The organism is Pedobacter steynii (genome assembly GCF_001721645.1).
Classification (GTDB): Bacteria; Bacteroidota; Bacteroidia; order Sphingobacteriales; family Sphingobacteriaceae; genus Pedobacter; species Pedobacter steynii_A.
In genome coordinates, this window is sequence record NZ_CP017141.1 from 3,703,119 (window position 1) to 3,724,357 (window position 21,239).

22 protein-coding genes are annotated in these 21,239 nt (G+C 41.4%); 13 read left to right on the forward strand and 9 right to left on the reverse strand.

What is annotated here, in order from left to right; all coding sequences use genetic code 11:
• The first annotated feature begins 1 nt into the window (after position 1).
• Positions 2-1,342 carry a polymer-forming cytoskeletal protein gene (locus BFS30_RS15490; RefSeq protein ID WP_069380121.1) on the forward strand — a complete coding sequence of 447 codons (1,341 nt, stop codon included), beginning with the start codon at positions 2-4 and terminating at the stop codon, positions 1,340-1,342.
• A 36-nt stretch (positions 1,343-1,378) separates the two neighbouring features.
• On the opposite strand, the gene BFS30_RS15495 is transcribed toward BFS30_RS15490, so the two are convergent.
• Genes BFS30_RS15495 through BFS30_RS15510 form a run of 4 tightly spaced genes read right to left on the reverse strand, consistent with a single transcriptional unit; the run spans position 1,379 to position 4,546 of the window.
• On the reverse strand, positions 1,379-2,695 hold the full coding sequence (locus BFS30_RS15495) for a sensor histidine kinase (protein WP_069380122.1): 1,317 nt from the start codon (positions 2,693-2,695) through the stop codon (positions 1,379-1,381).
• Position 2,696: 1 nt separating this feature from the next.
• A complete protein-coding gene (locus BFS30_RS15500; RefSeq protein WP_069380123.1) occupies positions 2,697-3,371 on the reverse strand; it encodes a response regulator transcription factor in 675 nt (224 codons plus the stop codon).
• Positions 3,372-3,380: 9 nt separating this feature from the next.
• Entirely contained in the window at positions 3,381-4,226 is an 846-nt protein-coding gene (locus BFS30_RS15505; RefSeq protein WP_069380124.1) for a hypothetical protein, read from the reverse strand.
• A 5-nt stretch (positions 4,227-4,231) separates the two neighbouring features.
• Complete coding sequence (locus tag BFS30_RS15510) at positions 4,232-4,546, reverse strand: hypothetical protein (RefSeq protein WP_069380125.1); 315 nt, start codon at positions 4,544-4,546, stop codon at positions 4,232-4,234.
• Between the two features lie 176 nt (positions 4,547-4,722).
• Between BFS30_RS15510 and BFS30_RS15515 the strand changes: the two genes are divergently transcribed.
• The gene (locus tag BFS30_RS15515) at positions 4,723-5,520 is read left to right on the forward strand and encodes a DUF4382 domain-containing protein (RefSeq protein WP_069380126.1); all 798 of its coding nucleotides are present in this window, start codon (positions 4,723-4,725) and stop codon (positions 5,518-5,520) included.
• Between the two features lie 146 nt (positions 5,521-5,666).
• Here the strand turns inward: BFS30_RS15515 and BFS30_RS27935 are convergent, their stop codons facing one another.
• The 3 genes from BFS30_RS27935 to BFS30_RS15525 form a co-directional block, all read right to left on the reverse strand.
• On the reverse strand, positions 5,667-5,837 hold the full coding sequence (locus BFS30_RS27935) for a hypothetical protein (RefSeq protein ID WP_167353150.1): 171 nt from the start codon (positions 5,835-5,837) through the stop codon (positions 5,667-5,669).
• Between the two features lie 160 nt (positions 5,838-5,997).
• Positions 5,998-6,825: a M57 family metalloprotease gene (locus BFS30_RS15520; protein WP_069380127.1), complete on the reverse strand. Its 828-nt coding sequence runs from the start codon at positions 6,823-6,825 to the stop codon at positions 5,998-6,000.
• A gap of 204 nt (positions 6,826-7,029) precedes the next feature.
• Entirely contained in the window at positions 7,030-7,884 is an 855-nt protein-coding gene (locus tag BFS30_RS15525) for a LysR family transcriptional regulator (protein WP_069380128.1), read from the reverse strand.
• 154 nt (positions 7,885-8,038) lie between these two features.
• On the opposite strand from BFS30_RS15525, the gene BFS30_RS15530 reads away from it, so the two are divergent.
• From BFS30_RS15530 to BFS30_RS15560, 7 genes are all read left to right on the forward strand, one after another.
• Positions 8,039-9,466, forward strand: coding sequence for an MFS transporter (locus BFS30_RS15530; RefSeq protein ID WP_083252067.1), 1,428 nt, complete (start codon positions 8,039-8,041; stop codon positions 9,464-9,466).
• A gap of 100 nt (positions 9,467-9,566) precedes the next feature.
• Positions 9,567-10,007 carry an SRPBCC family protein gene (locus BFS30_RS15535; RefSeq protein WP_069380129.1) on the forward strand — a complete coding sequence of 147 codons (441 nt, stop codon included), beginning with the start codon at positions 9,567-9,569 and terminating at the stop codon, positions 10,005-10,007.
• A gap of 67 nt (positions 10,008-10,074) precedes the next feature.
• Complete coding sequence (locus BFS30_RS15540) at positions 10,075-11,688, forward strand: Na+/H+ antiporter (protein WP_069380130.1); 1,614 nt, start codon at positions 10,075-10,077, stop codon at positions 11,686-11,688.
• Entirely contained in the window at positions 11,672-12,394 is a 723-nt protein-coding gene (locus tag BFS30_RS15545) for a helix-turn-helix transcriptional regulator (protein ID WP_069380131.1), read from the forward strand. Before BFS30_RS15540 ends, BFS30_RS15545 begins: the two co-directional genes overlap by 17 nt.
• Before the next feature lie 65 nt (positions 12,395-12,459).
• On the forward strand, positions 12,460-12,873 hold the full coding sequence (locus tag BFS30_RS15550) for a VOC family protein (protein WP_069380132.1): 414 nt from the start codon (positions 12,460-12,462) through the stop codon (positions 12,871-12,873).
• Between the two features lie 26 nt (positions 12,874-12,899).
• On the forward strand, positions 12,900-13,478 hold the full coding sequence (locus BFS30_RS15555) for a YdeI/OmpD-associated family protein (RefSeq protein WP_069380133.1): 579 nt from the start codon (positions 12,900-12,902) through the stop codon (positions 13,476-13,478).
• A gap of 87 nt (positions 13,479-13,565) precedes the next feature.
• The gene (locus BFS30_RS15560) at positions 13,566-15,458 is read left to right on the forward strand and encodes a sensor histidine kinase (RefSeq protein ID WP_069380134.1); all 1,893 of its coding nucleotides are present in this window, start codon (positions 13,566-13,568) and stop codon (positions 15,456-15,458) included.
• An 8-nt stretch (positions 15,459-15,466) separates the two neighbouring features.
• Here BFS30_RS15560 and BFS30_RS15565 read toward each other — a convergent pair whose 3' ends face one another.
• Positions 15,467-16,153, reverse strand: coding sequence for a hypothetical protein (locus BFS30_RS15565; RefSeq protein ID WP_083252068.1), 687 nt, complete (start codon positions 16,151-16,153; stop codon positions 15,467-15,469).
• A gap of 49 nt (positions 16,154-16,202) precedes the next feature.
• Between BFS30_RS15565 and BFS30_RS15570 the strand changes: the two genes are divergently transcribed.
• Positions 16,203-17,336 carry an MFS transporter gene (locus tag BFS30_RS15570; protein ID WP_069380135.1) on the forward strand — a complete coding sequence of 378 codons (1,134 nt, stop codon included), beginning with the start codon at positions 16,203-16,205 and terminating at the stop codon, positions 17,334-17,336.
• On the opposite strand, the gene BFS30_RS15575 is transcribed toward BFS30_RS15570, so the two are convergent.
• Positions 17,333-18,241, reverse strand: a complete 909-nt coding sequence (locus BFS30_RS15575) for a metallophosphoesterase family protein (RefSeq protein WP_069380136.1) — start codon at positions 18,239-18,241, stop codon at positions 17,333-17,335. The two genes, BFS30_RS15570 and BFS30_RS15575, sit on opposite strands and share 4 nt — an antisense overlap.
• 261 nt (positions 18,242-18,502) lie before the next feature.
• On the opposite strand from BFS30_RS15575, the gene BFS30_RS15580 reads away from it, so the two are divergent.
• From BFS30_RS15580 to BFS30_RS15590, 3 genes are all read left to right on the forward strand, one after another.
• Complete coding sequence (locus tag BFS30_RS15580; RefSeq protein WP_069380137.1) at positions 18,503-19,732, forward strand: MFS transporter; 1,230 nt, start codon at positions 18,503-18,505, stop codon at positions 19,730-19,732.
• 3 nt (positions 19,733-19,735) lie between these two features.
• Positions 19,736-20,557: a helix-turn-helix domain-containing protein gene (locus BFS30_RS15585; protein ID WP_069380138.1), complete on the forward strand. Its 822-nt coding sequence runs from the start codon at positions 19,736-19,738 to the stop codon at positions 20,555-20,557.
• A gap of 78 nt (positions 20,558-20,635) precedes the next feature.
• Positions 20,636-21,079 carry a VOC family protein gene (locus BFS30_RS15590; RefSeq protein WP_237028587.1) on the forward strand — a complete coding sequence of 148 codons (444 nt, stop codon included), beginning with the start codon at positions 20,636-20,638 and terminating at the stop codon, positions 21,077-21,079.
• The last annotated feature ends 160 nt before the right edge of the window (positions 21,080-21,239 follow it).

The window sequence follows — 21,239 nt, forward strand, 5'->3', positions numbered from 1 at the left end:
AATGGATTTTTTTAGCTTAGTTCAGATTAAAGAGGTAAAAAGCAAATACCCCTTTCTACAACAATATGAAGGATTTGATTTGTATGATGACTGGAACGAGGAGGATTATTTTTTACTGGCAAATGGAGATGTTCATATCGACGGACATTTTTACCTGGATATATTTGAGGAGGAGGTAAAGAGGTGGTTAAACAGGACATTGGTACCTAAACAGCTTAATGCTAATCTAAGAATAGAAGGAATTCTGATTAACGGAAATATAGTTTGCAAGGGTTGTGTGATCAACAAAGAAGGGGATTATGGCCCCTTTGTATATGTAGGCGAAAATATAACCTGTCAAAGTCTGTTACTGGGTGGTTCTTATGTGATTGTAAATGGCAATGTAACTGCGCAGGAAGTCGTGATGACGGATTATAATCATGGTCATTTTGCATGTGAGGGCACTGTTTATGCGCCCGTGTTTATTGCAAATGATCACAATACTTACGTAAAGCAGCATGTAAATGAACGGTTCTATTATCATGACCGGTCAGCGGATCATCCAGAAGAAAACAATTGTTATGAAGATGAAGAAAGTGGAGAAAACTTTTTCTCAAAAGAACTTGCCCAACATGTAGACAATCCCTTAACCCAGACCTTCGAAGACCTGTTGATGGATCTGGAGGGAGGAGAATTTGTATTAAAGGGTCAGACTGGAACACTTAAAGATGCTGCTTACTGGCAAAAAAAAGTGGAACAGAATTACCGCAACTTAAAGCGTGTTCCCTCGGCGTACAAAACAGAAAGCTTATGCCTGCATGCCTTAAAAAACACCTTTTATGCATTGCCTTTTGTCCCCGAAAAATACATTACAGAAGACCTTTGCAGACAATTGGTAGAAAAAAATGGTTTTGCAATAAAAGAAATACCTGAACGCTTTATTTCCCCGGAGCTTTGTATGCTGGCGGCTCAAAAAGGGACGATGCTGCAGTTTATTCCAGCTCAGTTTATCACAGCAGAATTAATTATAGCTGTCTTTACCAATAGTAAGTCAGAACCGGATATTAACGATGTACCCGCATCTTTTATCACAGAGGATTTGCTGATGAGGTACCTCATGCTGGGTAAAGGTTTGTGGCTGGACAAGACCTGTAAAGAAAATAAGATCAATAAAATCGTGGTCATAAAAAGGGTTATAGATGCCGGTATCACCTATGTAGATACCATATTTGCAAATCATTGTAGCCGGGAGGCATTTGATTATGCTAAATTACGGTATGATGGGCCGGGGTATCAGCAGGATTGGAATGCATACATCAACAAGTACAGGAATAAGCTGGGAAGAATAGGAATTGTGGTTTAAGAGAAGTTTGATAAAACCTGTTATAGATAAGATGGGTTAAAAGTAATCGGGGAACAATATGCTGAATGTGGTTCCCTTTTTTATTTCAGAGCGGACTTCAATCTGTAAATGGTGGTGAACGGCAATACTTTTAACGATAGCCAATCCTAACCCATATCCCACACTTTCTTCCAGGTTTGTTTTTCTGAAGCGGTCGAAAATAAATGGCAGGTCTTCTTCCGGAATACCGACACCAGTGTCGCTGATCGTAATCTGGTACCTGTTGTTCGAATACCCGTCGTTGATCATGATTTCTCCATCCTGACGGTTAAATTTTATCGCATTGTGAATGAGGTTGAAAAACAATTGAAACAACAGATCTCTGTTTACTTGTTTTACGGTTGCATTTTCAGAGATATTCAGAAAGATCTGTATATTTTTTTCTTCTAGCCGGTGACTGATTTCTTCAACAATCTCATTAAACAATTCCAGCGGTTTGACTTCTTCTTTCCGGATGTATTGCTCGTTCTCGATTCTGGAGATTAACAACAAAGAACCGGATATCTTTTTTAGTCTGTCCACTGTTTTCATCATTTCTATAATGGCCAGGGTAGAAGGTTCATCAAGAATTTCTTCTGCAAGCAGGTTTTCCATTTTATTCTGCAAAATGCTGATGGGGGTCATCAACTCATGGGAAGCATTGGAGGTGAACTCCCTTTCCTTATGGAAGGCTTCGTTGATCTGGTTCATCAATGTGCTGAGCGATTCGTCCAGGTATTTAAAATCGGTGGTGCTGGTTGGAATGCGTTTCTGATGATCCTCAAAAGGAAATTTCCGGTTAACCAGTTTGCTTTTTATAATTTTTGCAAGCGGACGGATGATCAGGCGGGTAAAAGTAAGGTCGATTACAATCGTTAACACGATTAAGGTAATCAGCACATAAAGGGCAAAACGCTGTAAAGGTTTATTGTATTGATTGATACTGGCAGTCGTTTTTCCGATTTCCAGCAGGTAATTTTTCTGATGGTCTTTAAAAGTATGACTAAGCACCCGGTAATTGAGGGTATCTCTTTCCAGAAGACGCTGGGAATTCTTTATCGTATTGATGTTTAGGGAATCAGGTACCGGAATAATGGCTATAAACTCCTCCTTGAGCATGGTGTAGCTGCCATAATTGTCATCACCCTGGAAATAATATTCCAGTCCGTTTTTTTTAACGATGCTCAGCACTTTTTTTTGCTGCTGATGTAGGGTGTAATTGGTGTATTCTGAAGCAATTTGCCTGACCAGAAAGGGGAGAAGAAGAATGAAAAGTAATACAATCGCTAATTTAGACCCTGTAATAAAAAGGGTAAGTTTCGTTGATAATTTCATGTTATTTTTTAATTCGGTAACCTACCCCACGTACCGTCTCCAGCCATTCTGTTTCTGCCCATACATTGAGTTTCTTCCTGATGTTTTTGATGTGGGCATCAATATAATTTGAATCGTAATCATCATTCACAAAGGTTCCCCAGATGTGCTCGCTTAGCTGTGCCCGGGTGAGTACCCTGTTTTTATGAAGGAGGAGATAGGTGAAAAGGTCGAACTCTTTACGCGAAAGCCCGATTTGTTCCTCCTCAAAGAGAATTAGTCTTTTTTGAAGGTCAATATTGAATTTACCTATGGACAAGAGCTCTTCGCTGATATTGAATCTGCGGCGGGCGATGGCCTGCATTCTGGACTGGAGTTCCAAAAGATAGAAAGGTTTCGCCAGGTAATCGTCTGCCCCAAGGTCAAGTCCGGAAACCCGGTCTTTGAGGTTGGTCCTGGCCGTGATGATGATATAGACTGTATCAGGATTGTTTTTTTTAGTCTGCTTGAGGAGATCGAGCCCATTTCCGTCGGGTAAACTCAGGTCTATCAGAATATAATCATACGTATTCAGCTCTATTTTTTGAAGCGCTTCCTTGAAAGAAAAAGCAATATCACAAAGGTAAAAGGCCTTTTTTAAAAAGGCCTCCATTTCATAGGCCAGTGTTTTTTCATCTTCAACGATTAAGACTTTCATAACTAAAGTTTAAAACTGATAATAGAAAGCAAAGCCAAAAAAAGACTGCTGAGGTTTTAACTCCGGTCCTGATTCCGTACCCAGAACTGACAACTGGTAACTCGCTTCAGCGATATAATTTGCCCGGCTCAGACTAAGTGGAAGTTTAAAGTTATAAGACAACAGGTTGAAACTATCCGTCGCTACGGTGGTAGTTATAGTAGAGCCAGGTTTGCCTGGTTGGTTAACTGGTGGTTTTCCTTTTCCTCTAGCCTGATCACGCTTGCCCTTTTCTATCGTATAGGTCTCATAAAAATGTCGGGTACCTGCAATGAGCTCTATAGCAGGCTCTATGTAAATTGCATTTTTCTCATTAAATAAGCTGCCCAGACTGATTTCTTTTGAATTGGTCAGGCTTAAGAAAACATCCTGCTGTTTGCCAAAGGCATAGTCCGCACTGAGGTAAGTCTTGAGCCATGGCCATAAATAGGTAGCGGAAAGATTGATGTTATTTTCATTTGCCGCCTGTAATAGAGGGGAGTTATCGGGAAAAAAGGAACGTGTATAAGCGATGCCGGCACTCCATTTCTCGTTGATATCATAATCATATCCCAGTCCAAGATCGGTCTCAGATATTCCTGATCCATAATTCAGCAGTTTATAGGCACCTGCAGAAAAGTATAATCCTACCGGAAGTCTGAGGGTAGCATTGGCCAGCACATAAGGAAGTTTCTCGCTGGTCGTTTGTCCATAATAACTAACATTACTGTTGTACAGCGCAGCCAGGGTAAGGGTAGTCCGTTTTGAACTGTCCTGTTGTGCCAGTACGGGAACTGAAAACAGGCAGATGAGCAAAAGAAGAGGGGGGATCTTCATAGATACTACGGTCTTTTAATTTTTGGACGGATTACTTTAATTGGCTTGCCTTTAATATTGGGTTTAATAACTATGGGCCGGGATTGCTTTTTTGCTTTCGGAATTTCCCTGATATCCGGAACATCCTTGCCTTGTTTGCCCTTATCGTCATTTTTCTTTTTTTCTTTCTCCTGTGGAAGATGGCTAACGCTTTCTGTCAGAGAGAATTTTACGGTAGCAGGTTGCTTATACTCCCTTAGCGTTGATGCCCGCAGAAATACGGGGAACATCAAAATAATAATGAGATTCAATAATCTGCGGAAAATGAATGCATTGTCCATGATATAAATATAAAGATTTCAGGGTAAAAAGGCCTGATTAGACAAAGATGATTAGCCAACATGAAAATAAGATGAAAGTTTGGGTGCAAATACTCCTGGAATTTCATGTTGTTTTCATGTTTACCCCCCAACTTTGACTAACGAAAATGTGATATAGTTATTTAAAACAAAAACCTATGAAAAAGAGAATTTTATATGCTGGTCTTGCTTTATTCGTGACGGGGCTAACCGTGCTTTACGGCTGTAAAAAAGATAAGGGGAGTTCTGATGGAACAACAAAGGTAGAAATCCGCATGACGGATGCTCCCGGAGACTTTGATAAGATCAATCTGAGTGTTAAAGAAATTATACTTTTTTCAGATGGCAAACCTTATGTATTTGCATCAAGCGTTAACATTTTTAATATTCTGGATTTCAGGATTGGAACGAGCAGACCTGATATTCTGGTTGCTTCCGGAGAAATGCCTTCAGGAGAGATTACTGAAATCAGACTGGTATTGAATGATAATGGAAATACCATTGTAGTGAATGGCAATCCGGAGAATTTAACTACGCCAAGCGGACAGTCATCAGGCTGGAAAGTAAAACTGAAAGCCAATCCTACATTGGTGCCGGGCGTAACTTATTCGCTGTTACTGGATTTCGATGCCGCAAAATCAATTGTAAAAACGGGTAATGGAAAGTACATACTTAAACCTGTTGTCAGAGGAATTACCGAGGCAACTTCGGGATTGATCTCAGGTACAGTGATGCCTTTGGCAAGTCACCCTGAGGTATTGGTAATTGCAGGAACGGATACCGTAGGTACCCTTGCTGATCCTTTTACCGGAAAGTTCACTGTTGGCGGACTTGGAAATGGAAGTTACTCCGTAAAATTTGTTCCGGTTACCGGGTATAGAGATAGTACAGTAACGAATGTTCAGGTAGCTCTTGGTCAGAATACCAGTCTGGGAACTGTAGTACTTAAACAATAGGAGAGGGATGAGTACACCTGAAGGGTACTCAAAGTAAAGGGTTAATGCGCTGAAACGGCTTGAATTAAGTCGGGGGGCTTAATTGGTTTCAGAATAGTATTAACCCTATTAAATGTAAAAGCCTCCTTAGGGAGGCTTTTATGATTTTAATTTTTTTTCTGCTGACCTGGAGCAAATGGTTTTGCTGACTTCGATCCCGTCCCCTTTTTTGCCTGCCCGGGAGGCACTTTGCCGCTGTTTCCTGCAGTACGATAGCTATAGCAGGAACTGCTGAGCATGATGGTGCTGATGGCAAGTATCAAATAAATCCTTTTCATAATTTTGTTTCTTAGTCCTTTACTAATAATGTGCCAAATAAAAAAAGCCCTCTGATTTTAGAATCAGAGGGCAAATTTGGGTTGCACGCCAAATTTATGTTTTGATCTCCTGCTACACAATAATTAATGAATAAGGATTAGTTAATAGGTTGTTTTTTTATTAATAAAGGTAGTTTAAGGCAATCAGATCGTTTGCATTAAACGTTCTGTTTCCTCCGTTAGAACAAGCTAACATGAATGACTCTGCATCTGCTTTAGATGGAGTTCCAGGGATTCTGATTGCACCAACATCCGAAGCACCTTCGTTTGCTCTTCTTCCACCGCAGCTATAGGCACGGTTCATGTAATCTGTGTGACGGAATCCGATACAATGTCCAACCTCATGTTGTAATACTGAAGCCAAATACTGTAAATTAGGATTTGTGCCGTAAGCATTCACATTGGTGTTCATTTTAATCTGGTTAAACGGTTGTCCTGAAGAGGTAGGGAATCCAGCTGAGCCTAAAGTAATATAGCCTCCGCTAGGTCCTTCATTAAAACCAAAAACATCAATGTTTCCAACTGTTCCGGTAGTGGCTCTCTGGAAAGTCAATGACAAACCTTGAGCATTGTATCTGCTGATCATCTCGTCGACAGCATCGCTGTAAACCTGAGGTAGATTGGTAACAGAAACAGTAATTACTCTTGGAAGATTGGTTACCAGATTGGTAGTTCTGTACTGCTCAGTCTCCGCAATGTTTAAATTGTTACCCTTTGCAGTGCTGGCGAAGTTAGCCTCTGTTAAAAGGATATCTCCTTCCACTAAATAACCGCCTTCTACTTTCCTTGCGTTTTCAGTACTGAAGCCTAAGGAACTGATTTTGGCTAAGGTGCTTTCAGAGATTTCGTTGTTGTTTGTGGTTTCTACTGCATCTTTTTTTGTACAGGCAAATAAAGATACAGAAAGCGCTCCGATTAAAGCGAACGCTAATAGGTTGTTTTTTTTCATAAATTTAAGTTTTTCATAAATATTATGGTGCAGCTAGTAGATCTTTGATCAAATTATAATTCTTTTTTTTGTAATCAAAATATTACGAACGAAATATTTTCATTTATCATGGTTTTTGAGTGTTTAAGTTGTTTTAGTTAGCTTTTTTGCTTTTTAAGTATGGGCTTTCACCATTAATAAAGAATAAAATTTTAATCTACCAGGCTAATAGATCTCTGTAAAAGCTTTCAATACACGATCCTGCTTTCTGCTCTTCCTGTAAATCATGAGGGTAGTGGCGTTGCCCAGTTCCTTTCCAATAGAAAAGGTCTTCAGCTTTCTGTTCGGATAATACTGTTCAATCAGTTCCAGCGGCAGAATGGTGATGGCCAGGCCGGCCTCCACAAAATTAATGATACCTTCCAGGGAGTTAACTACGGTACTTTTATAATTGATGATGCCTTGATAACTGAGCCAGGATTCCAGTCTGGACCTGTAAACACAGCCTTGCTCAAATACAATAATGCTCAGCTGATGATCATTGACGATCTCATTGAGCCCGGCATACTGATCTGAACAGACGATCACCAGCTGTTCTTTTTTGATCAGCTTCTGTTCCAGGTCAGGAAGGGTAACCGGAGTGGTGATAAAGGCTGCATCTAATTTGTAATTCATCACATCCTGGATCAGGTCCGGCGACATGGCCGACTTAAATTCGAGCTCGATATCCGGATAGTCCTGGTTAAACCTTTTCATCAATTCCGGGACTTTTAAAGCCATAGTGGTTTCTATGCAACCTATTTTAAGATGGCCAATTAACTGCTCAGTGCCCGACAACTCCCTTTTAGCTTCTTCGATCAGCTGGCCAATCTGTTTACAATAATGCATCAGCGTTTCGCCGGCTGCAGTCAGCTCTACTCTTCTGGAAGTCCGGTTAAACAAAGAAACCTGAAATTCCTCTTCCAGGCTTTTAATCCTGGCGGTTACATTGGATTGAACGGTAAAGGTGGCTTCGGCTGCTTTGGTGAAACTGCCATGGGCAGCTACCGCTTCAAATATTTTAAAATCATTGGTATTCATAGCTCATCATTAAATATGATTTATTGTTGCAAAATTAATCGCTTTAAGGAATAAAAAAATACTTGTTAATTTTTCGGTTGCCGGGCTATTCTGACGACTCTACTTTTGGTTCGATCATTTGATTTCAACCACAAATGAGTAAAAATAGAAGAATATGGAAAAGAAAAATAACCACTCGAAATGGCTGGCTTTAGTCATTGTCTTAACGGCGCCGATGCTTTATGTGATCGATATTTTTATTATTAATATGGCGATACCTGCCATTAAAGAGGGAGTGGGGGCTACTGATGGAGAAATTCAGCTTGTGATTGCAGGTTACTTACTTGGAAGCGCAGCTTTTCTGATCATCGGGGGGAGGGCAGGCGATTACCTGGGCAGAAAGAAGGTCTTTTTTTGGGGGATGTTTTGTTTTACCCTCACTTCCTGCCTTTGCGGTTTGTCTGATACCGCGCTCCAGCTGAACATCACCCGTTTCTTTCAGGGTTTAAGTTCTTCAATTATGGTGCCTCAGTCGATTGCTTTTATTCAGGTTTTGTTTACCGATCCGAAAGAGCGGGCAAAAGCAATAGGCTGGTATGGGGTTACCCTAAGTATTGCCGCTATTATCGGTCAGATCCTGGGTGGCTATCTTGTGGATACTCATTTTGGAATTGAAGGCTGGCGACTGATTTTCCTGATCAACCTCCCAGTAGGAATAGCGGCTTTATGGGCAATAAAGAAGTTTTTAACGGAAACAAAGAAAGAGGAAGGGCCGGGTTTCGATTATTCGGGGGCACTCACTTTAACCATTGGGCTCATCTGCCTGATTTATCCCTTAAACGAAGGAAGGGAAAAAGGCTGGCCATTATGGAGTATAATATTGATACTGGCTTCAGTGCCCGTTTTTGCTTATTTTATTGCTGATCAGAAGCGTAAACTACTGCAGCATAAAGCCCCTTTGATTGATGTCTCCCTTTTTAGGCTGAGGGGATTCAATATCGGCTTGTTAACGGTATTGTTTCATTTTATGATGCATACCGCCTTTTTATTAATGAGTGCGATATACTTACAAAACGGGCTTGGCTTGTCGGCTTTAGATTGTGGTCTGTATTTCGTATTGCATGCGGTTTTATTTATGATATCGGCCATGCTGGCCTCCGGATGGATTGTGAAATTTGGAAAACGGGTATTGCAGCTTGGCGTATTGATCATCATGAGCTCTTTCATTCTGCAGATACTGATTTTTAGGCCGCAGGTAAGTGGTACTTATGTGATCCTGCTGATCGGATGGTATGGGTTCGGGAATGGAATGGTACTTCCTTCTCTGCTGAGCATCACCTTAGAAAGTATCCCGGCAAAGTTCGCCGGAGTTGCTGCGGGAATATTTTCTACATTCCAGCAAACCGCTTCGGCATTGGGAATCAGTATTCTGGGAGGCGTATTCTATGGAGTAATCAGCCTGGGCGGTGCCAATCCTGATTATCTGAAGGCTTTCGACTACGGCATCTCTGCTAATATTGCCTGTCTTGGTCTCGTGATATGGATGCTCTGGCTGATTCCGGGAACGGGAAAGCTGGCCGGAAAAGAAATCGATCTGGCTTAAATAACCCCTAAGATTGTCGCGATTGACCATCTTGTAACTCCATTCTTTGTTTTAACTTTATATCATCAGCTATTAAAATAGTTACACTAAATAAGCAATTATGAAAAAGCAGGAATTTAAGGTTTTAATTGACGCTCCGCGTGAAAAGGTATGGGATGTTATTATTGGCAAGGAAACTTATCCCCAATGGACTGCACCTTTTTCAGAAGGTTCCAATGTAGAAACCGATTGGAAGAAAGGAAGTAAAGCAATTTTCGGCGATGGAAAAGGTTCCGGAATGGTATCTGAAATTGCAGACAATAAACCCAATGAGTTTTTGTCGATCCGGCATCTCGGAATGATCAAGGACGGTGTGGAAGACCTGGACAGTGAAGACGTTAAAAAATGGTCGGGTGCCATGGAGAATTATACCCTTAAAAACGTAAACGGGAAAACCGAATGGACCGTAGAAATGGATATGGGGGAAGAATGGGCAGACTATATGAACGAAACCTGGCCCTTAGCATTGCAGAAAGCAAAAGAACTGGCAGAACAGTCCTGATGCTGATTGACATCAGGAAAATCAGGTTTTCATGTTTAAATATAATCTATATAGATTATATTTAAACATGCTTCACGACAACCTCATTCTCATCCTTGTCTTACTTTTGTGTGTCACCATCCTGGTGATGATTGGTCACAAACTGAAAGTTTCCTATCCCATATTTCTGGTTTTATCTGGTCTTATCATCGGATTTATCCCTGGTATCCCGCATATCTTTGTGGACCCGGATATCATATTTCTACTTTTTCTGCCTCCTTTATTATATGAAGCGGCATGGACAACTTCCTGGAAAGATTTCTGGGAATATAAAGGTGCCATCTTTTTAATGGCTGTAGGTTTGGTGCTGATCACCTCCATCGCAGTAGCCTATGCTTCGGTAGCATTTATCCCTGGCTTTACCCTGGCGCTGGGCTTTCTTTTAGGTGGCATCGTTTCCCCGCCAGATGCCATAGCGGCATCATCGGTTTTAAAAGGGGTGAAGATTCCTAAAACCATCAATTCACTGTTAGAGGGAGAGAGTCTGATTAATGACGCCTCCAGTTTAATCGTGTTCAAATTTGCACTTGCTGCCGTAATTACCGGGAATTTTGTCTTTCAGGATGCCGCCATCAACTTTGTGGTGGTTGCTGGTTTGGGAATTTTAATCGGTCTTGGGATCGGCTGTATATTTTATGCGATACACCGCTGGCTGCCTACAAATGAAAATATAGATACTGTTTTAACACTACTCACTCCTTATTTTATGTATATCGTTGCGGAGCATTTTAAGGTGTCAGGAGTGATGGCTGTGGTATCCGGTGGACTGTTCCTCTGTAGCCAGTCGCACGTCATTCTAACCCCAAATTCCAGGGTCAAGGTGAGCGCGGTATGGTCTGCAACTACATTCATGATGAATGGTGTGGTGTTTATTCTGATCGGATTGGCTTTACCTGATATTGTAGCGGGCCTGGGTTCAGAATATCCGCTGAAAACGGCAATTGGTTATGGCATCGGGATCAGCTTACTGACCTTGGTGGTGCGCTTTGTCTGGTTATTTACCACAAGCCGGTTCACCAGATTGGTGAATAAGCAATCCCGGATCCGTTATCAGGGGATGACCTGGCATTCATCCGTAGTGATCGTATGGGCAGGAATGAGGGGAGTGGTCTCCTTAGCTGCTGCATTATCAATTCCTTTATTGCTGACCGACCAGACTGCCTTTCCTTTAAGAAACCTCATTCTGTTCATCACTTTTGTGGTGATCCTGGTCACATTGGTTGTTCAGGGGCTTTCCTTACCTCTAATCATCAGATTATTGAAAATACCTGAAAACACTTATAAGCTTTCAGAACAGGAACAAAGTTCTCAGATCAGACTCAGACTGATTGATCGTTCTTTAGAAAGGATGCAGCAGAATTACCAGTCTCAATGTATCCACAATGAGTTGGTGGTTAGTTTTAAGGCCGAACTGGAAAGATCACTGGTGGATAAGAAAAATGCCATGCAGGCATTCCGGGAGGGAAAGGTTGATCTGGAAGAGCTCAAAGTGTATAAGGAAATGATGGTGGATCTGATTCACATTCAGCGACATGAATTACACCTCTTGAAAAAGGATAAAAATTATGATGATGATATCCTCAGAGAGGAAGAAAAACGATTGGATTTAGAAGAATTGAGTAGCAATGGAAAGCTTTTCTAATGATACCAAAAGACTCTCGAGGTTGACGGCAATTCTCACCCAGTTGCAAACCAAGAGACTGATCACGGCAGCTGAACTGGCAGATAAATTTTCTGTAAGCTCCAGAACAATATACAGGGATATTAAAGCCCTGGAGCAAGCTGGTATTCCTATTCTGACAGAAGAGGGGAAAGGTTATGCCATGATGGAGGGCTATCGGCTGGCGCCCGTCGCGCTCTCAGAAAGTGAAGCGAATGCCTTGATTACGGCAGAACAGCTGGTATCAAAAAATAAGGATGCTTCTTTTGTCAGAGATTATAGAGAGGCGATGAGTAAGATCAGATCGGTTTTGAAATACAATACTAAAGATAAAGTGAACCTGCTTGCTAACCGGATTCTGTTTAGCCAGAATACAGAAAATGACCGGACAAGTAATTACCTGTCTGACTTGCAGCTGGCCCTTACCAATTTTAATCTCCTGGAAATTAACTATCAATCTGCGGAATCACCTGAAATGAACAAAAGAATAGTCGAGCCTTTTGCCTTACTGAGTACGCAGGAGAATTGGCTGCTGGTGGCCTGGTGCCGATTACGTAAAGATTACAGGAACTTCAGGCTGGACCGGATTATCCATTTAAACGTTCTCAGTGATAAGTTTGAGCCGCATAACCTCAGTTTGATGGAATATTTTGAGCATTGTAAAAAAAATATAAAACCCTTGACATAGGGCTGTCACAAGCCGGTCTTACTTTTAGAAAAAGAAATCAGGTTTCAACTTAAAAAAATGTAAAAATGGCTATTTCACAAACGTTAAGAGGACTAACTACAATTTGTTATTACGCGCTGGATCATGAAGCTGCAAAGAAATGGTATGCAGAATTACTGGGAATCCCTCCATATTTTGAACGTCCGGGATATGCAGAGTTTAGGATCGGAGATTATCAGCATGAACTCGGATTGATTGACGGCCGTTATGCTCCCGAAGGATGGACACCTGGAGTGCCGGCCCCGGTTACGTACTGGCATGTAGATGAGATCAATGAGAGTCTTGATAAGCTGATCTCTTTGGGCGCCACATTACATGAACCGGTGACAGAACGGGGTCCTGGCTTCATCACGGCTTCGGTAATTGATCCTTTCGGGAATATCCTTGGTATCATGTATAATGTCCATTACCTGGAAGTGCTGAACGCAAAAAAGAGTTAAATGTTCCTGTAAAACAACTGAAAGTTATGGAAATGAATAATGGAATACCGGCCTTTTACGCCAGCACAAATGCAGAATGGCGCAATTGGCTAGCAGAAAACGGGAGTTCTGAAAAGGCGATATGCCTGATTCTGTATCATAAGAAAAGTAAAACCCCTTGTATTGATTATAAGGAATCTATTGAGCAGGCATTGTGTTTTGGCTGGATTGACAGCAAAGCAAATAAACGGGATGAGGAAAGCAGTTACCTCCAGTTTACGCCACGAAAGGCGAAAAGCAATTGGAGTAAAGTGAACAGGGAAAGGGTGGAGCGGATGCTGGAACAGGGGTTAATGATGCCTGCCGGACAGGCCATGATCGACCTTGCTAAGGCCAATGGCAGTTGGGAAGGCCTGGCTGACGCTCAGAATGCCATTATACCCTGGGACCTCCAGAAATTATTCGATAAAAATACTGAGGCATTCGAAAACTTTCAGAAGTTTTCTCCCTCTTCCAAACGGATGATCCTGGAATGGATCGCTAAGGCGAAAAAAGAAGAAACAAGGGAAAAAAGAGTAGTACAGACAGTGGAACTTGCAGCGAAAAATGTAAAAGCAAATCATTAATACAAAAGATCAACAGGTAAGCTTTCTGTTTTTTTACCATTTAAACACAATTAATAGTAATTTCACATAGTTCATCCAATTGTTGCTATGTTTAAGCGTTTTGTGTTATTTATTGGGATTACGCTGGTATTTCTGCTCAATGCTGGCAGGGGATTCTCTCAGATTGCCGAGCTGGATAAATTGAAATCCGGACTGCCCCTGATAAAAGATAGCATCAAGTATGTGAATAGCCTGAACCGCATGGCTATGCTGTCTCATCTTCGTTACCGGGATTCCTGCCTTTATTATGCGACAAAAGCAAAACAAATCGCTCTCCGGTTACAATATAAAAAAGGGATTGCCGATGCAAAGAATTGCGAGGCTGTCTATTATCTTTCTACTAATAATTACTTGTCTGCAAAATATTTCAATGAAGCACTTCAGCTCTATAAATCGATAAACGATCAGGAAAATGTTTGTCAGGTACTTATGAACATAGGAGTATTGATTTTGGTCTATGAGAATGAGAAAAGCGCGCTTAGGTATGTTAAAGAAGCTTTTGAAAAGAGCAAATCTTTAAAAAAGGATTCTATACGCTCAATCATCATTAGTAATATCCTGGATATTGATAAAAGTATCAGCCCGGAGCGTTTCAATTCCCTGTTTGAAGAGGGAATGCGTATTGCTAAAAAATATAAAGATGACCGGTTAATTATTTACTATGAGTCTCTTGAAGGAGAATTGCTTTATCAGAAAGGAAAGCAGGAGCAGGGCCTGGAGATTTTATTGAGGTCTTTGCGGAAAGCAGATAGTCTGGGACTGGAGAATTTAAAGGTTGGTATTTATTTGCCCTTGAGCAAAATGTTAATAGAGCAGGGTAAAAATGACCAGTCTAAGCATGACCTTGGAATCGGTTATCTGCAAACTGGATTGGCTGCCTCTGAAAAGTTTGGTTATGCTGAATTTTACATGCTTTTTGCGGAGAAGCTATACCAGCATTATAGAGACGATGGTCGCCATGAGAAAGCTTATCATTACGTTTCTCTTTTACTAGCCAAGAAAAACAGCATTGCACAGGCTGCAGACCAGTCTGGTTATAATTACCTGAACTACGCACTTCGTGAAAATGAAAATGAAGAACTCAGGAGTAAAGAAGGGGCAAGAAAAACCACGATCGTCTTATTGAGTTGCCTGTTTGCACTTAGTATGGCCCTGTTATTTTTCGTTTATCGCTCATTGAGGGTGAAAAGAGAACATGTGAAAGCGCAACAAAAACTGAATGAAATTACCTTAACGCAAAATGTGGAACTGCAGCAGACCAACCGCTTTAATACCATGCTGATTTCAGTGATTGCACATGATGTGAGGCAACCATTCAGTACCATTGTAATGTTGTCCAGCGTTTTTAATGATGATGTGGATTTGCTGACAGAGGAAGAAAAACTGGAAATCATGAAGGAGCTTGCTGAGACCTCTCAGAAGAGTCTCTCTTTTATGGACGGTTTGCTGGAATGGATCAAATCCAAGAAAACCACCTTTGAATATCAGCCGGAAAAACTATTGGTAAAAGACCTGATTACCGAAGCGAATACTTTCTTTAAAATTGCCCAGGAAAAGAAACACATAAAGCTGATCCTGAATATACCTGAGCTGGCAACGGTTTTAACTCATAAACAAATGTTGCTGTTCATACTCAGGAATATCCTGAACAATGCGACTAAATTTTCACCGGTTGAGGGAAGGATTTCTATTAACGCCTGGATGGAGAATGGGAACATGATCATTGCAATTCATGATCAGGGCGCTGGAATGAGTCAGAAACGGATCGATCGGCTTTTTACTGCGGGATCGGGAGATATAGACCAGCATGAAAATAATGGGGCAGGACTTGCCCTGAGTATTTCTTATGAGATGGCAATGATTATGAATGCAAAGATTTCGGTAACAAGTGAACCGGGAAAAGGAACGACCTTTTTTCTTTTGTTAAAAGAAAACGAATAAATCAGAGATCAGCTCTCCCTGCTTTCATGATCTGTAAAGATAAAGTAGAGCATGGCTTTTACAGGTTGCGTCATCGGTTTAGTTCCATTAATCCATGCAGAAAGACTGTCTTTATCTATTCCTGTATCGGCTACGATATGGTCGATGAAAATATGGTGTTTCTCCATTTTTTCTTTGATCCAGGCGGGGTCTACTACGTCAACAGGAACTGGGGTATAAACTAATGGCTGAACTGCAATAACCGGTTTTTTGGGCAAAATGCTAAAGAGGTCTCTGGTGAGCTCAATGAGTTTGACTTCATCAGCATAACTGCCAGACAAATGCCTGCCTTGCTGCGTTTTGATCATCAGCCTGTTGTGATCTGAGGAAATGATCTGGAAGGTAATGTTGGAATGTCGTAAATATAATTTCGCTCCGGTCTCCAGTTTAGCAAGGTCTTTTTGCTCTACCTGCCCGGACAGCTTCTCCATGTCTTTAATCGTATTTGTCATTGTTGGTTTTCTTAAAACGGAGCGGCTCCCTTTCGTTACCGGAAGGTGTGCAGGCTGAAAATACGAAACGTTTTCATTGATTTTTCTTTTTATTCGAATAATTGATCTTTCAGGTAGGTCAATGGTATGGGCCTGAAAATACACATTCTGATAGGAATTACTTATCTTATAGTGTATTTTGCAGTTTATTGCAATATATTGCATATTTTAATGAATTTGTTGCATATATTTGCACTTGAATCAAAGTAATTCCATGAAGCATTATTCTCCGAAAGTGGTACGGGCAGCGGTTGCTGCCATGTTTTTTATGACAGGTCTGTGCTTTTCAAGCTGGGCTTCCCGTATTGCGACCATACAGCAAAATCTTTCTCTTTCGGATGCGCAACTGGGTGCCGTATTATTTGCATTACCTGTTGGGCTGATGTTGTCTTTGCCACTATCGGGTTGGGCAGTTACTAAAATTGGCAGCCGGAGGTTGCTTGCAGCAGCATTGATTACTTATGGATTGATGCTGATCACCCTCGGAATGGCTACACAGGTTTACCAGCTGGTGATTTGCCTGGTTCTTTTCGGCCTGGCCAGTAATGCCACCAATATTTCTGTAAATACACAGGCGGTAGCCACAGAAGCTTTGTATACCAAACCGATTATGGCCTCTTTTCATGGCTTATGGAGTATGGCAGGTTTTATCGGCGCGGGAATAGGAACTTTTATGATCGGTCAGAACATCAGTCCTACTCCACATTTTCTCCTCATTGCACTGATTACGGTGCTTTCTGTTGTATTTTGCTGGCGATACCTTCATAACGACCGGAAGCCGGTAAAAACAGGTTCAGCTTTCGCCATTCCGGATAAATCATTGATCACGCTTGGCCTGATTGCCTTCTGCTCTATGGTATGCGAAGGGGCAATGTTCGACTGGAGTGTCATCTATTTTAAGAAAATCGTATTGGCAGAGAAAGGCTGGATGGCTGCAGGGTACACTGCTTTTATGTGTACGATGGCCATGGGACGTTTTGTAGCAGATCGCTTTGCCGCCCGTTTCGGATTAAAGAGAACCTTACAGGTCAGCGGAATATTGACCACCATCGGTTTAATGATCGCCGTATTGTTTCCAACATTGACTACGGCCATTATTGGCTTTATGCTTGTGGGCGCAGGCGTATCCTCTGTGGTACCTATGGTATATAGTGCGGCAGGGAAATCAAGCACAATGTCTCCGGGAGCTGCCATTGCAGCGGTTTCCACCATCAGCTTCGTGGGCTTCCTGATCGGACCACCGGTGATCGGTTTCCTGGCAGGTGCATTTACTTTAAAAGTCTCTTTTATATTTATTGCAGTGATGGGCTCTTGTGTGGTGATTTTATCAACAAAGGCTAAGCTCTAATAATTGACGTAACGTTCTTCAAATCTGCCATCTGCATACAAATCAATGAGGCCGTAACCAGGAGCAGTTTCTCTTTTATTGCCTTTCCACCAGGCACCGCTGACGGCTCCGTTGCAAATATAGGTGACATCATTATAGGTTACTTTATCTCTGAGGTGAATATGTCCGCTCAGACATAATTTAACGTTTGGATGCTGATAAAACAGCTTGATTATTTTTGCCGTATCGGTATGCATATCTCCACCCAGCATTTCCCATTTGTTAACAATATCATCTTCAATCATCAGGGTCGCTGTCAGGATCGGGATATGGGACATGATCAGTACAGGGGTATCTGCCTGTGTTTGCTGAAGCTCCTTTTCCAGCCATAGAAACTGTTCTTCTCCGAGTTTTCCAATATACCAGGTCTGATCAATATCCAGATGAACGCTGTCGAGCACAATAAACTTCCAGCCGTTTTTCATAAAGCTGTAATAGGGTTTGGAAAGTTGTAACTGGTCCAGCGCATACTTTTTACCGTAAATCGTCTGTCCTTTATTGTTTTCATCCCACCAGATGTCATGGTTCCCCAGACAATAATGCAGGGGGATGCTGCATTCTTCTTTGAGGATGCGATGGGTTAATTTCCATTGCCCCTCAATAGCGCTGAGCTGTTCCTTGTTCATGTCAAAGACGATATCTCCGCCATTGAGGATCAGGTCTGCTTTGGGCGATTGCTGCTGAACGTGATGCAGGCATTTTACATATTTTGCAGGGGCATCAAAATCATCTTTTAAATGGACATCTGTCAGATGGGCGATTCTTAAAACGGGAGCGGATGCTGTTGCGGTTTTGCTGAATCCAAAGGAAGGGGATAGGAGGATACTGCCGAGGCCAATATTTTTGAGTGCTGATCTTCTGTTCATACCCCGCAAAAATAAAATACTTACCCAGCTCTTTTACCAGGTATGGTGTTATGAATAGATTAAGGAGATGTGAAGTTATGTGCAGATTGATTGTTTGAATTGTGTAATTTTATGAAATCTGTAAAAAGCTGATATTTGCCTGTTTAGGCTATTTGTGGGCTTTTTTGTTTGCTTGTTCACGCTGCTTTAGTTGAATTCCATAAGTGTTTGTTTGAATATCATAATTTTGGCTCCTTTTAAATTGTTAATTTTGTGGCGTCTATGATTACGATTACATCCAAAACAAAAGAAATAAAAGAAGGCCATCAGGGTATCGCTACACTTCTGGCTTTTGCATTACTGCCTTTATCTGGTTTTGCTACTGATATTTATATTCCTTCACTACCAACCATGGCCGGAGAGATGCAGGTCAGCAGCATTCAGGTGCAGCTTACCCTGAGTATTTTCCTGATCAGCTATGGAATTTCACAATTGTTTATCGGAAGTGTACTGGACAGCTTTGGCAGGTATAAAGCGGGACTGGTCTCGCTGTTGATCTTTGCTGTGGCCAGTCTGGTTATTGCGGTAACCCATAACATCTATCTCATTTACCTGATGCGGGTAATTCATGGCCTTACGGTAGGAGCTATTGTGGTAGCGAAACGCGCCTATTTCGTAGATGTCTTTACCGGAGATAAGCTGAAGCATTACCTGAGCCTTTTTTCCATCATCTGGTCGACGGGTCCGATTGTGGCCCCTTTTGTAGGAGGTTACCTGCAAACGGTGTTTGGCTGGGAGTCTAACTTCTATTTCTTAGCCGGATTTGCATTGGTCTTCGCGGTTTTAGAATTGATATATAGTGGAGAAACATTGGTTCATTTTACCGAATTCCGTTTCCGTAAAATTGTAGACATTTATGTGAATATGATTAAAACAGCAAGCTTTACCCTGGGTATCGTGATGCTGGGGCTGGCTTACTGTATGGTGATGGTGTATAATATGACCGGGCCTTTTATCATTGAGCACCACTTAAATCTTACCCCGGTTATAGCAGGGTACAGCTCTCTGGTTCTGGGATTTGCCTGGATGGTGGGTGGTTTTATTGGGAAGGCTACCATCAATAAGCCTTTTTTCAGTCGGCTGGTTGTCAATGTGACCCTGCAACTGGTATTTGTCATTCTGATGATGATCAGCCTCCAGTTTGTTACAAACCTGTATTCACTGATTTTCTTTGCGTTTATCATCCATGTTGGCGCGGGCTACACGTTTAATAATTACTTCACTTTCTGTCTGGGGAAATTTCCGAAAAATGCAGGTATTGCAGGCGGACTTACCGGAGGGATCACTTATGTGATTGTTTCTTTTTTAAGTTATGGCATTGTCAATATCGTTCCTGCTAAAGACGAAGGAAACCTGAGTTATAGTTACCTGATTCTCATTTTATTGTCTATTATTGTAATGTTCTTCATTTTTAGAATGAATAAAAAAGATACCGTATCTGAACAACTTTAATTCATGGCCGCGAACAATGATTTTAAAATCAGGGCCCTTTTTCGTCCGGTTCAGCCCGCAAGGGGTTCCGGTGAAAGGGCGGTAAGTTATCTGGAATTCTTACCGGATGCCAGGCTTCAGGATTTTATTTATTGTTATTGGCAACTGAAATCAGAAACGCATTTAGCGGATGCGTATCCCTATCGGGTGGTGGCTGATGGCTGTATTGACATCTTCTTTGAGTTGAATAACCCGAAAGAAAATTACCTGATGGGCCTTAGCAACAGTTATACAGAATTTCAGCTGAGCAGTGGTTTTAACTATATCGGACTGAGGTTTCTTCCTACCCGCTTTACACAAATCTATGGGATCAGCGCAGCTGAACTGACCAATCTGTGTGAACCCATGGAACAGGTACTTCCTGAAACCTCTTCATTTATCCGAAGTAATTTCTCTGCAGAAATGAGCACTACAGAAATCGTGAATAAGTTAAATGACTATTTTTTGAACCTGATAGGAAAGGTAAAGCTGAAAAGTGATAACCGGGTTGCGGCGGCAATGGATATCATTTTACAACGTGCCGGTGTGCTGAATATTGAAAAGGATCTGGATGTAGGGATAAGCCCAAGGCAGCTCAGCAGGTTGTTCGAATACTATACGGGGGATACCATCAAGACCTTCAGTAAAATTGTCCGCTTCCAGAATTTTATCCGCAGAAAATCCGACACAGAAAATCCCGAAAAAGATCGCTATTACCTCATCGCAGGATATTATGATCAGGCGCATTTTATCAAAGAGTTTAAACAACTCTACGGCAGTACCCCTTTCAAAGCCTTCCGAAGTTAAGTTGTCCGTTTTTTACAATTTTTGTTTTGAATGCATCGCTAGATTTGTAATCAAAATAAAGCGATGAAAAGATCATGTATGCTATTTATTCTAATCCTGTTATCTGGATTATCGAATGCACAACACCTCAGATCACCACAGAAAATGAAATTAAACGCAGGAATTATTACCAGTAAGCTGGCTGAAACAAAAGAATTTTATACCAATATCTTAGGGTTTGGAATTTCTTATGAAAACGATTTTTATCTGCTGCTGCATGCCCCTGGAAAACAGGCGGAACTGAGTTTTTTACTTCCAAACCATGCTTCTCAGCAGCCATTATTTCAGCAACCTTTTCAAGGACAGGGGATGTACCTGACCATTGAAGTGGAAGATGTAGACCGTTTGTATCGAGAATTGAAAAAGAAAAAGGTAGAGATCAAAATTGACCTCCGGAATGAGCACTGGGGAGATCGTCATTTTGCCATCTCAGATCCAAATGGAATTGCGATCGATCTGGTAAAATACACCCGCCCGGAATAGTCCGGATGATCGCAGAATATTTTTGGGGCCGGAAACTTTAAATTCAGGACATTTGCATTTCAGCTAATACTTGGCATAAATACTGCTTAAAGTATTAGCTCTTAGCGTAAATTGAATGATCATATGATTTTAATAGGTTCTTATCGTAAGAATATCAGAA

Excerpts from the sequence above, each read along its gene's own strand:
- BFS30_RS15490 (WP_069380121.1), top strand. The coding sequence starts at position 2 with ATGGATTTTTTTAGCTTAGTTCAGATTAAAGAGGTAAAAAGCAAATAC.
- BFS30_RS15495 (WP_069380122.1), bottom strand. The coding sequence starts at position 2,695 with ATGAAATTATCAACGAAACTTACCCTTTTTATTACAGGGTCTAAATTA.
- BFS30_RS15500 (WP_069380123.1), bottom strand. The coding sequence starts at position 3,371 with ATGAAAGTCTTAATCGTTGAAGATGAAAAAACACTGGCCTATGAAATG.
- BFS30_RS15505 (WP_069380124.1), bottom strand. The coding sequence starts at position 4,226 with ATGAAGATCCCCCCTCTTCTTTTGCTCATCTGCCTGTTTTCAGTTCCC.
- BFS30_RS15510 (WP_069380125.1), bottom strand. The coding sequence starts at position 4,546 with ATGGACAATGCATTCATTTTCCGCAGATTATTGAATCTCATTATTATT.
- BFS30_RS15515 (WP_069380126.1), top strand. The coding sequence starts at position 4,723 with ATGAAAAAGAGAATTTTATATGCTGGTCTTGCTTTATTCGTGACGGGG.
- BFS30_RS27935 (WP_167353150.1), bottom strand. The coding sequence starts at position 5,837 with ATGAAAAGGATTTATTTGATACTTGCCATCAGCACCATCATGCTCAGC.
- BFS30_RS15520 (WP_069380127.1), bottom strand. The coding sequence starts at position 6,825 with ATGAAAAAAAACAACCTATTAGCGTTCGCTTTAATCGGAGCGCTTTCT.
- BFS30_RS15525 (WP_069380128.1), bottom strand. The coding sequence starts at position 7,884 with ATGAATACCAATGATTTTAAAATATTTGAAGCGGTAGCTGCCCATGGC.
- BFS30_RS15530 (WP_083252067.1), top strand. The coding sequence starts at position 8,039 with ATGGAAAAGAAAAATAACCACTCGAAATGGCTGGCTTTAGTCATTGTC.
- BFS30_RS15535 (WP_069380129.1), top strand. The coding sequence starts at position 9,567 with ATGAAAAAGCAGGAATTTAAGGTTTTAATTGACGCTCCGCGTGAAAAG.
- BFS30_RS15540 (WP_069380130.1), top strand. The coding sequence starts at position 10,075 with ATGCTTCACGACAACCTCATTCTCATCCTTGTCTTACTTTTGTGTGTC.
- BFS30_RS15545 (WP_069380131.1), top strand. The coding sequence starts at position 11,672 with ATGGAAAGCTTTTCTAATGATACCAAAAGACTCTCGAGGTTGACGGCA.
- BFS30_RS15550 (WP_069380132.1), top strand. The coding sequence starts at position 12,460 with ATGGCTATTTCACAAACGTTAAGAGGACTAACTACAATTTGTTATTAC.
- BFS30_RS15555 (WP_069380133.1), top strand. The coding sequence starts at position 12,900 with ATGGAAATGAATAATGGAATACCGGCCTTTTACGCCAGCACAAATGCA.
- BFS30_RS15560 (WP_069380134.1), top strand. The coding sequence starts at position 13,566 with ATGTTTAAGCGTTTTGTGTTATTTATTGGGATTACGCTGGTATTTCTG.
- BFS30_RS15565 (WP_083252068.1), bottom strand. The coding sequence starts at position 16,153 with ATGCAATATATTGCAATAAACTGCAAAATACACTATAAGATAAGTAAT.
- BFS30_RS15570 (WP_069380135.1), top strand. The coding sequence starts at position 16,203 with ATGAAGCATTATTCTCCGAAAGTGGTACGGGCAGCGGTTGCTGCCATG.
- BFS30_RS15575 (WP_069380136.1), bottom strand. The coding sequence starts at position 18,241 with ATGAACAGAAGATCAGCACTCAAAAATATTGGCCTCGGCAGTATCCTC.
- BFS30_RS15580 (WP_069380137.1), top strand. The coding sequence starts at position 18,503 with ATGATTACGATTACATCCAAAACAAAAGAAATAAAAGAAGGCCATCAG.
- BFS30_RS15585 (WP_069380138.1), top strand. The coding sequence starts at position 19,736 with ATGGCCGCGAACAATGATTTTAAAATCAGGGCCCTTTTTCGTCCGGTT.
- BFS30_RS15590 (WP_237028587.1), top strand. The coding sequence starts at position 20,636 with ATGCTATTTATTCTAATCCTGTTATCTGGATTATCGAATGCACAACAC.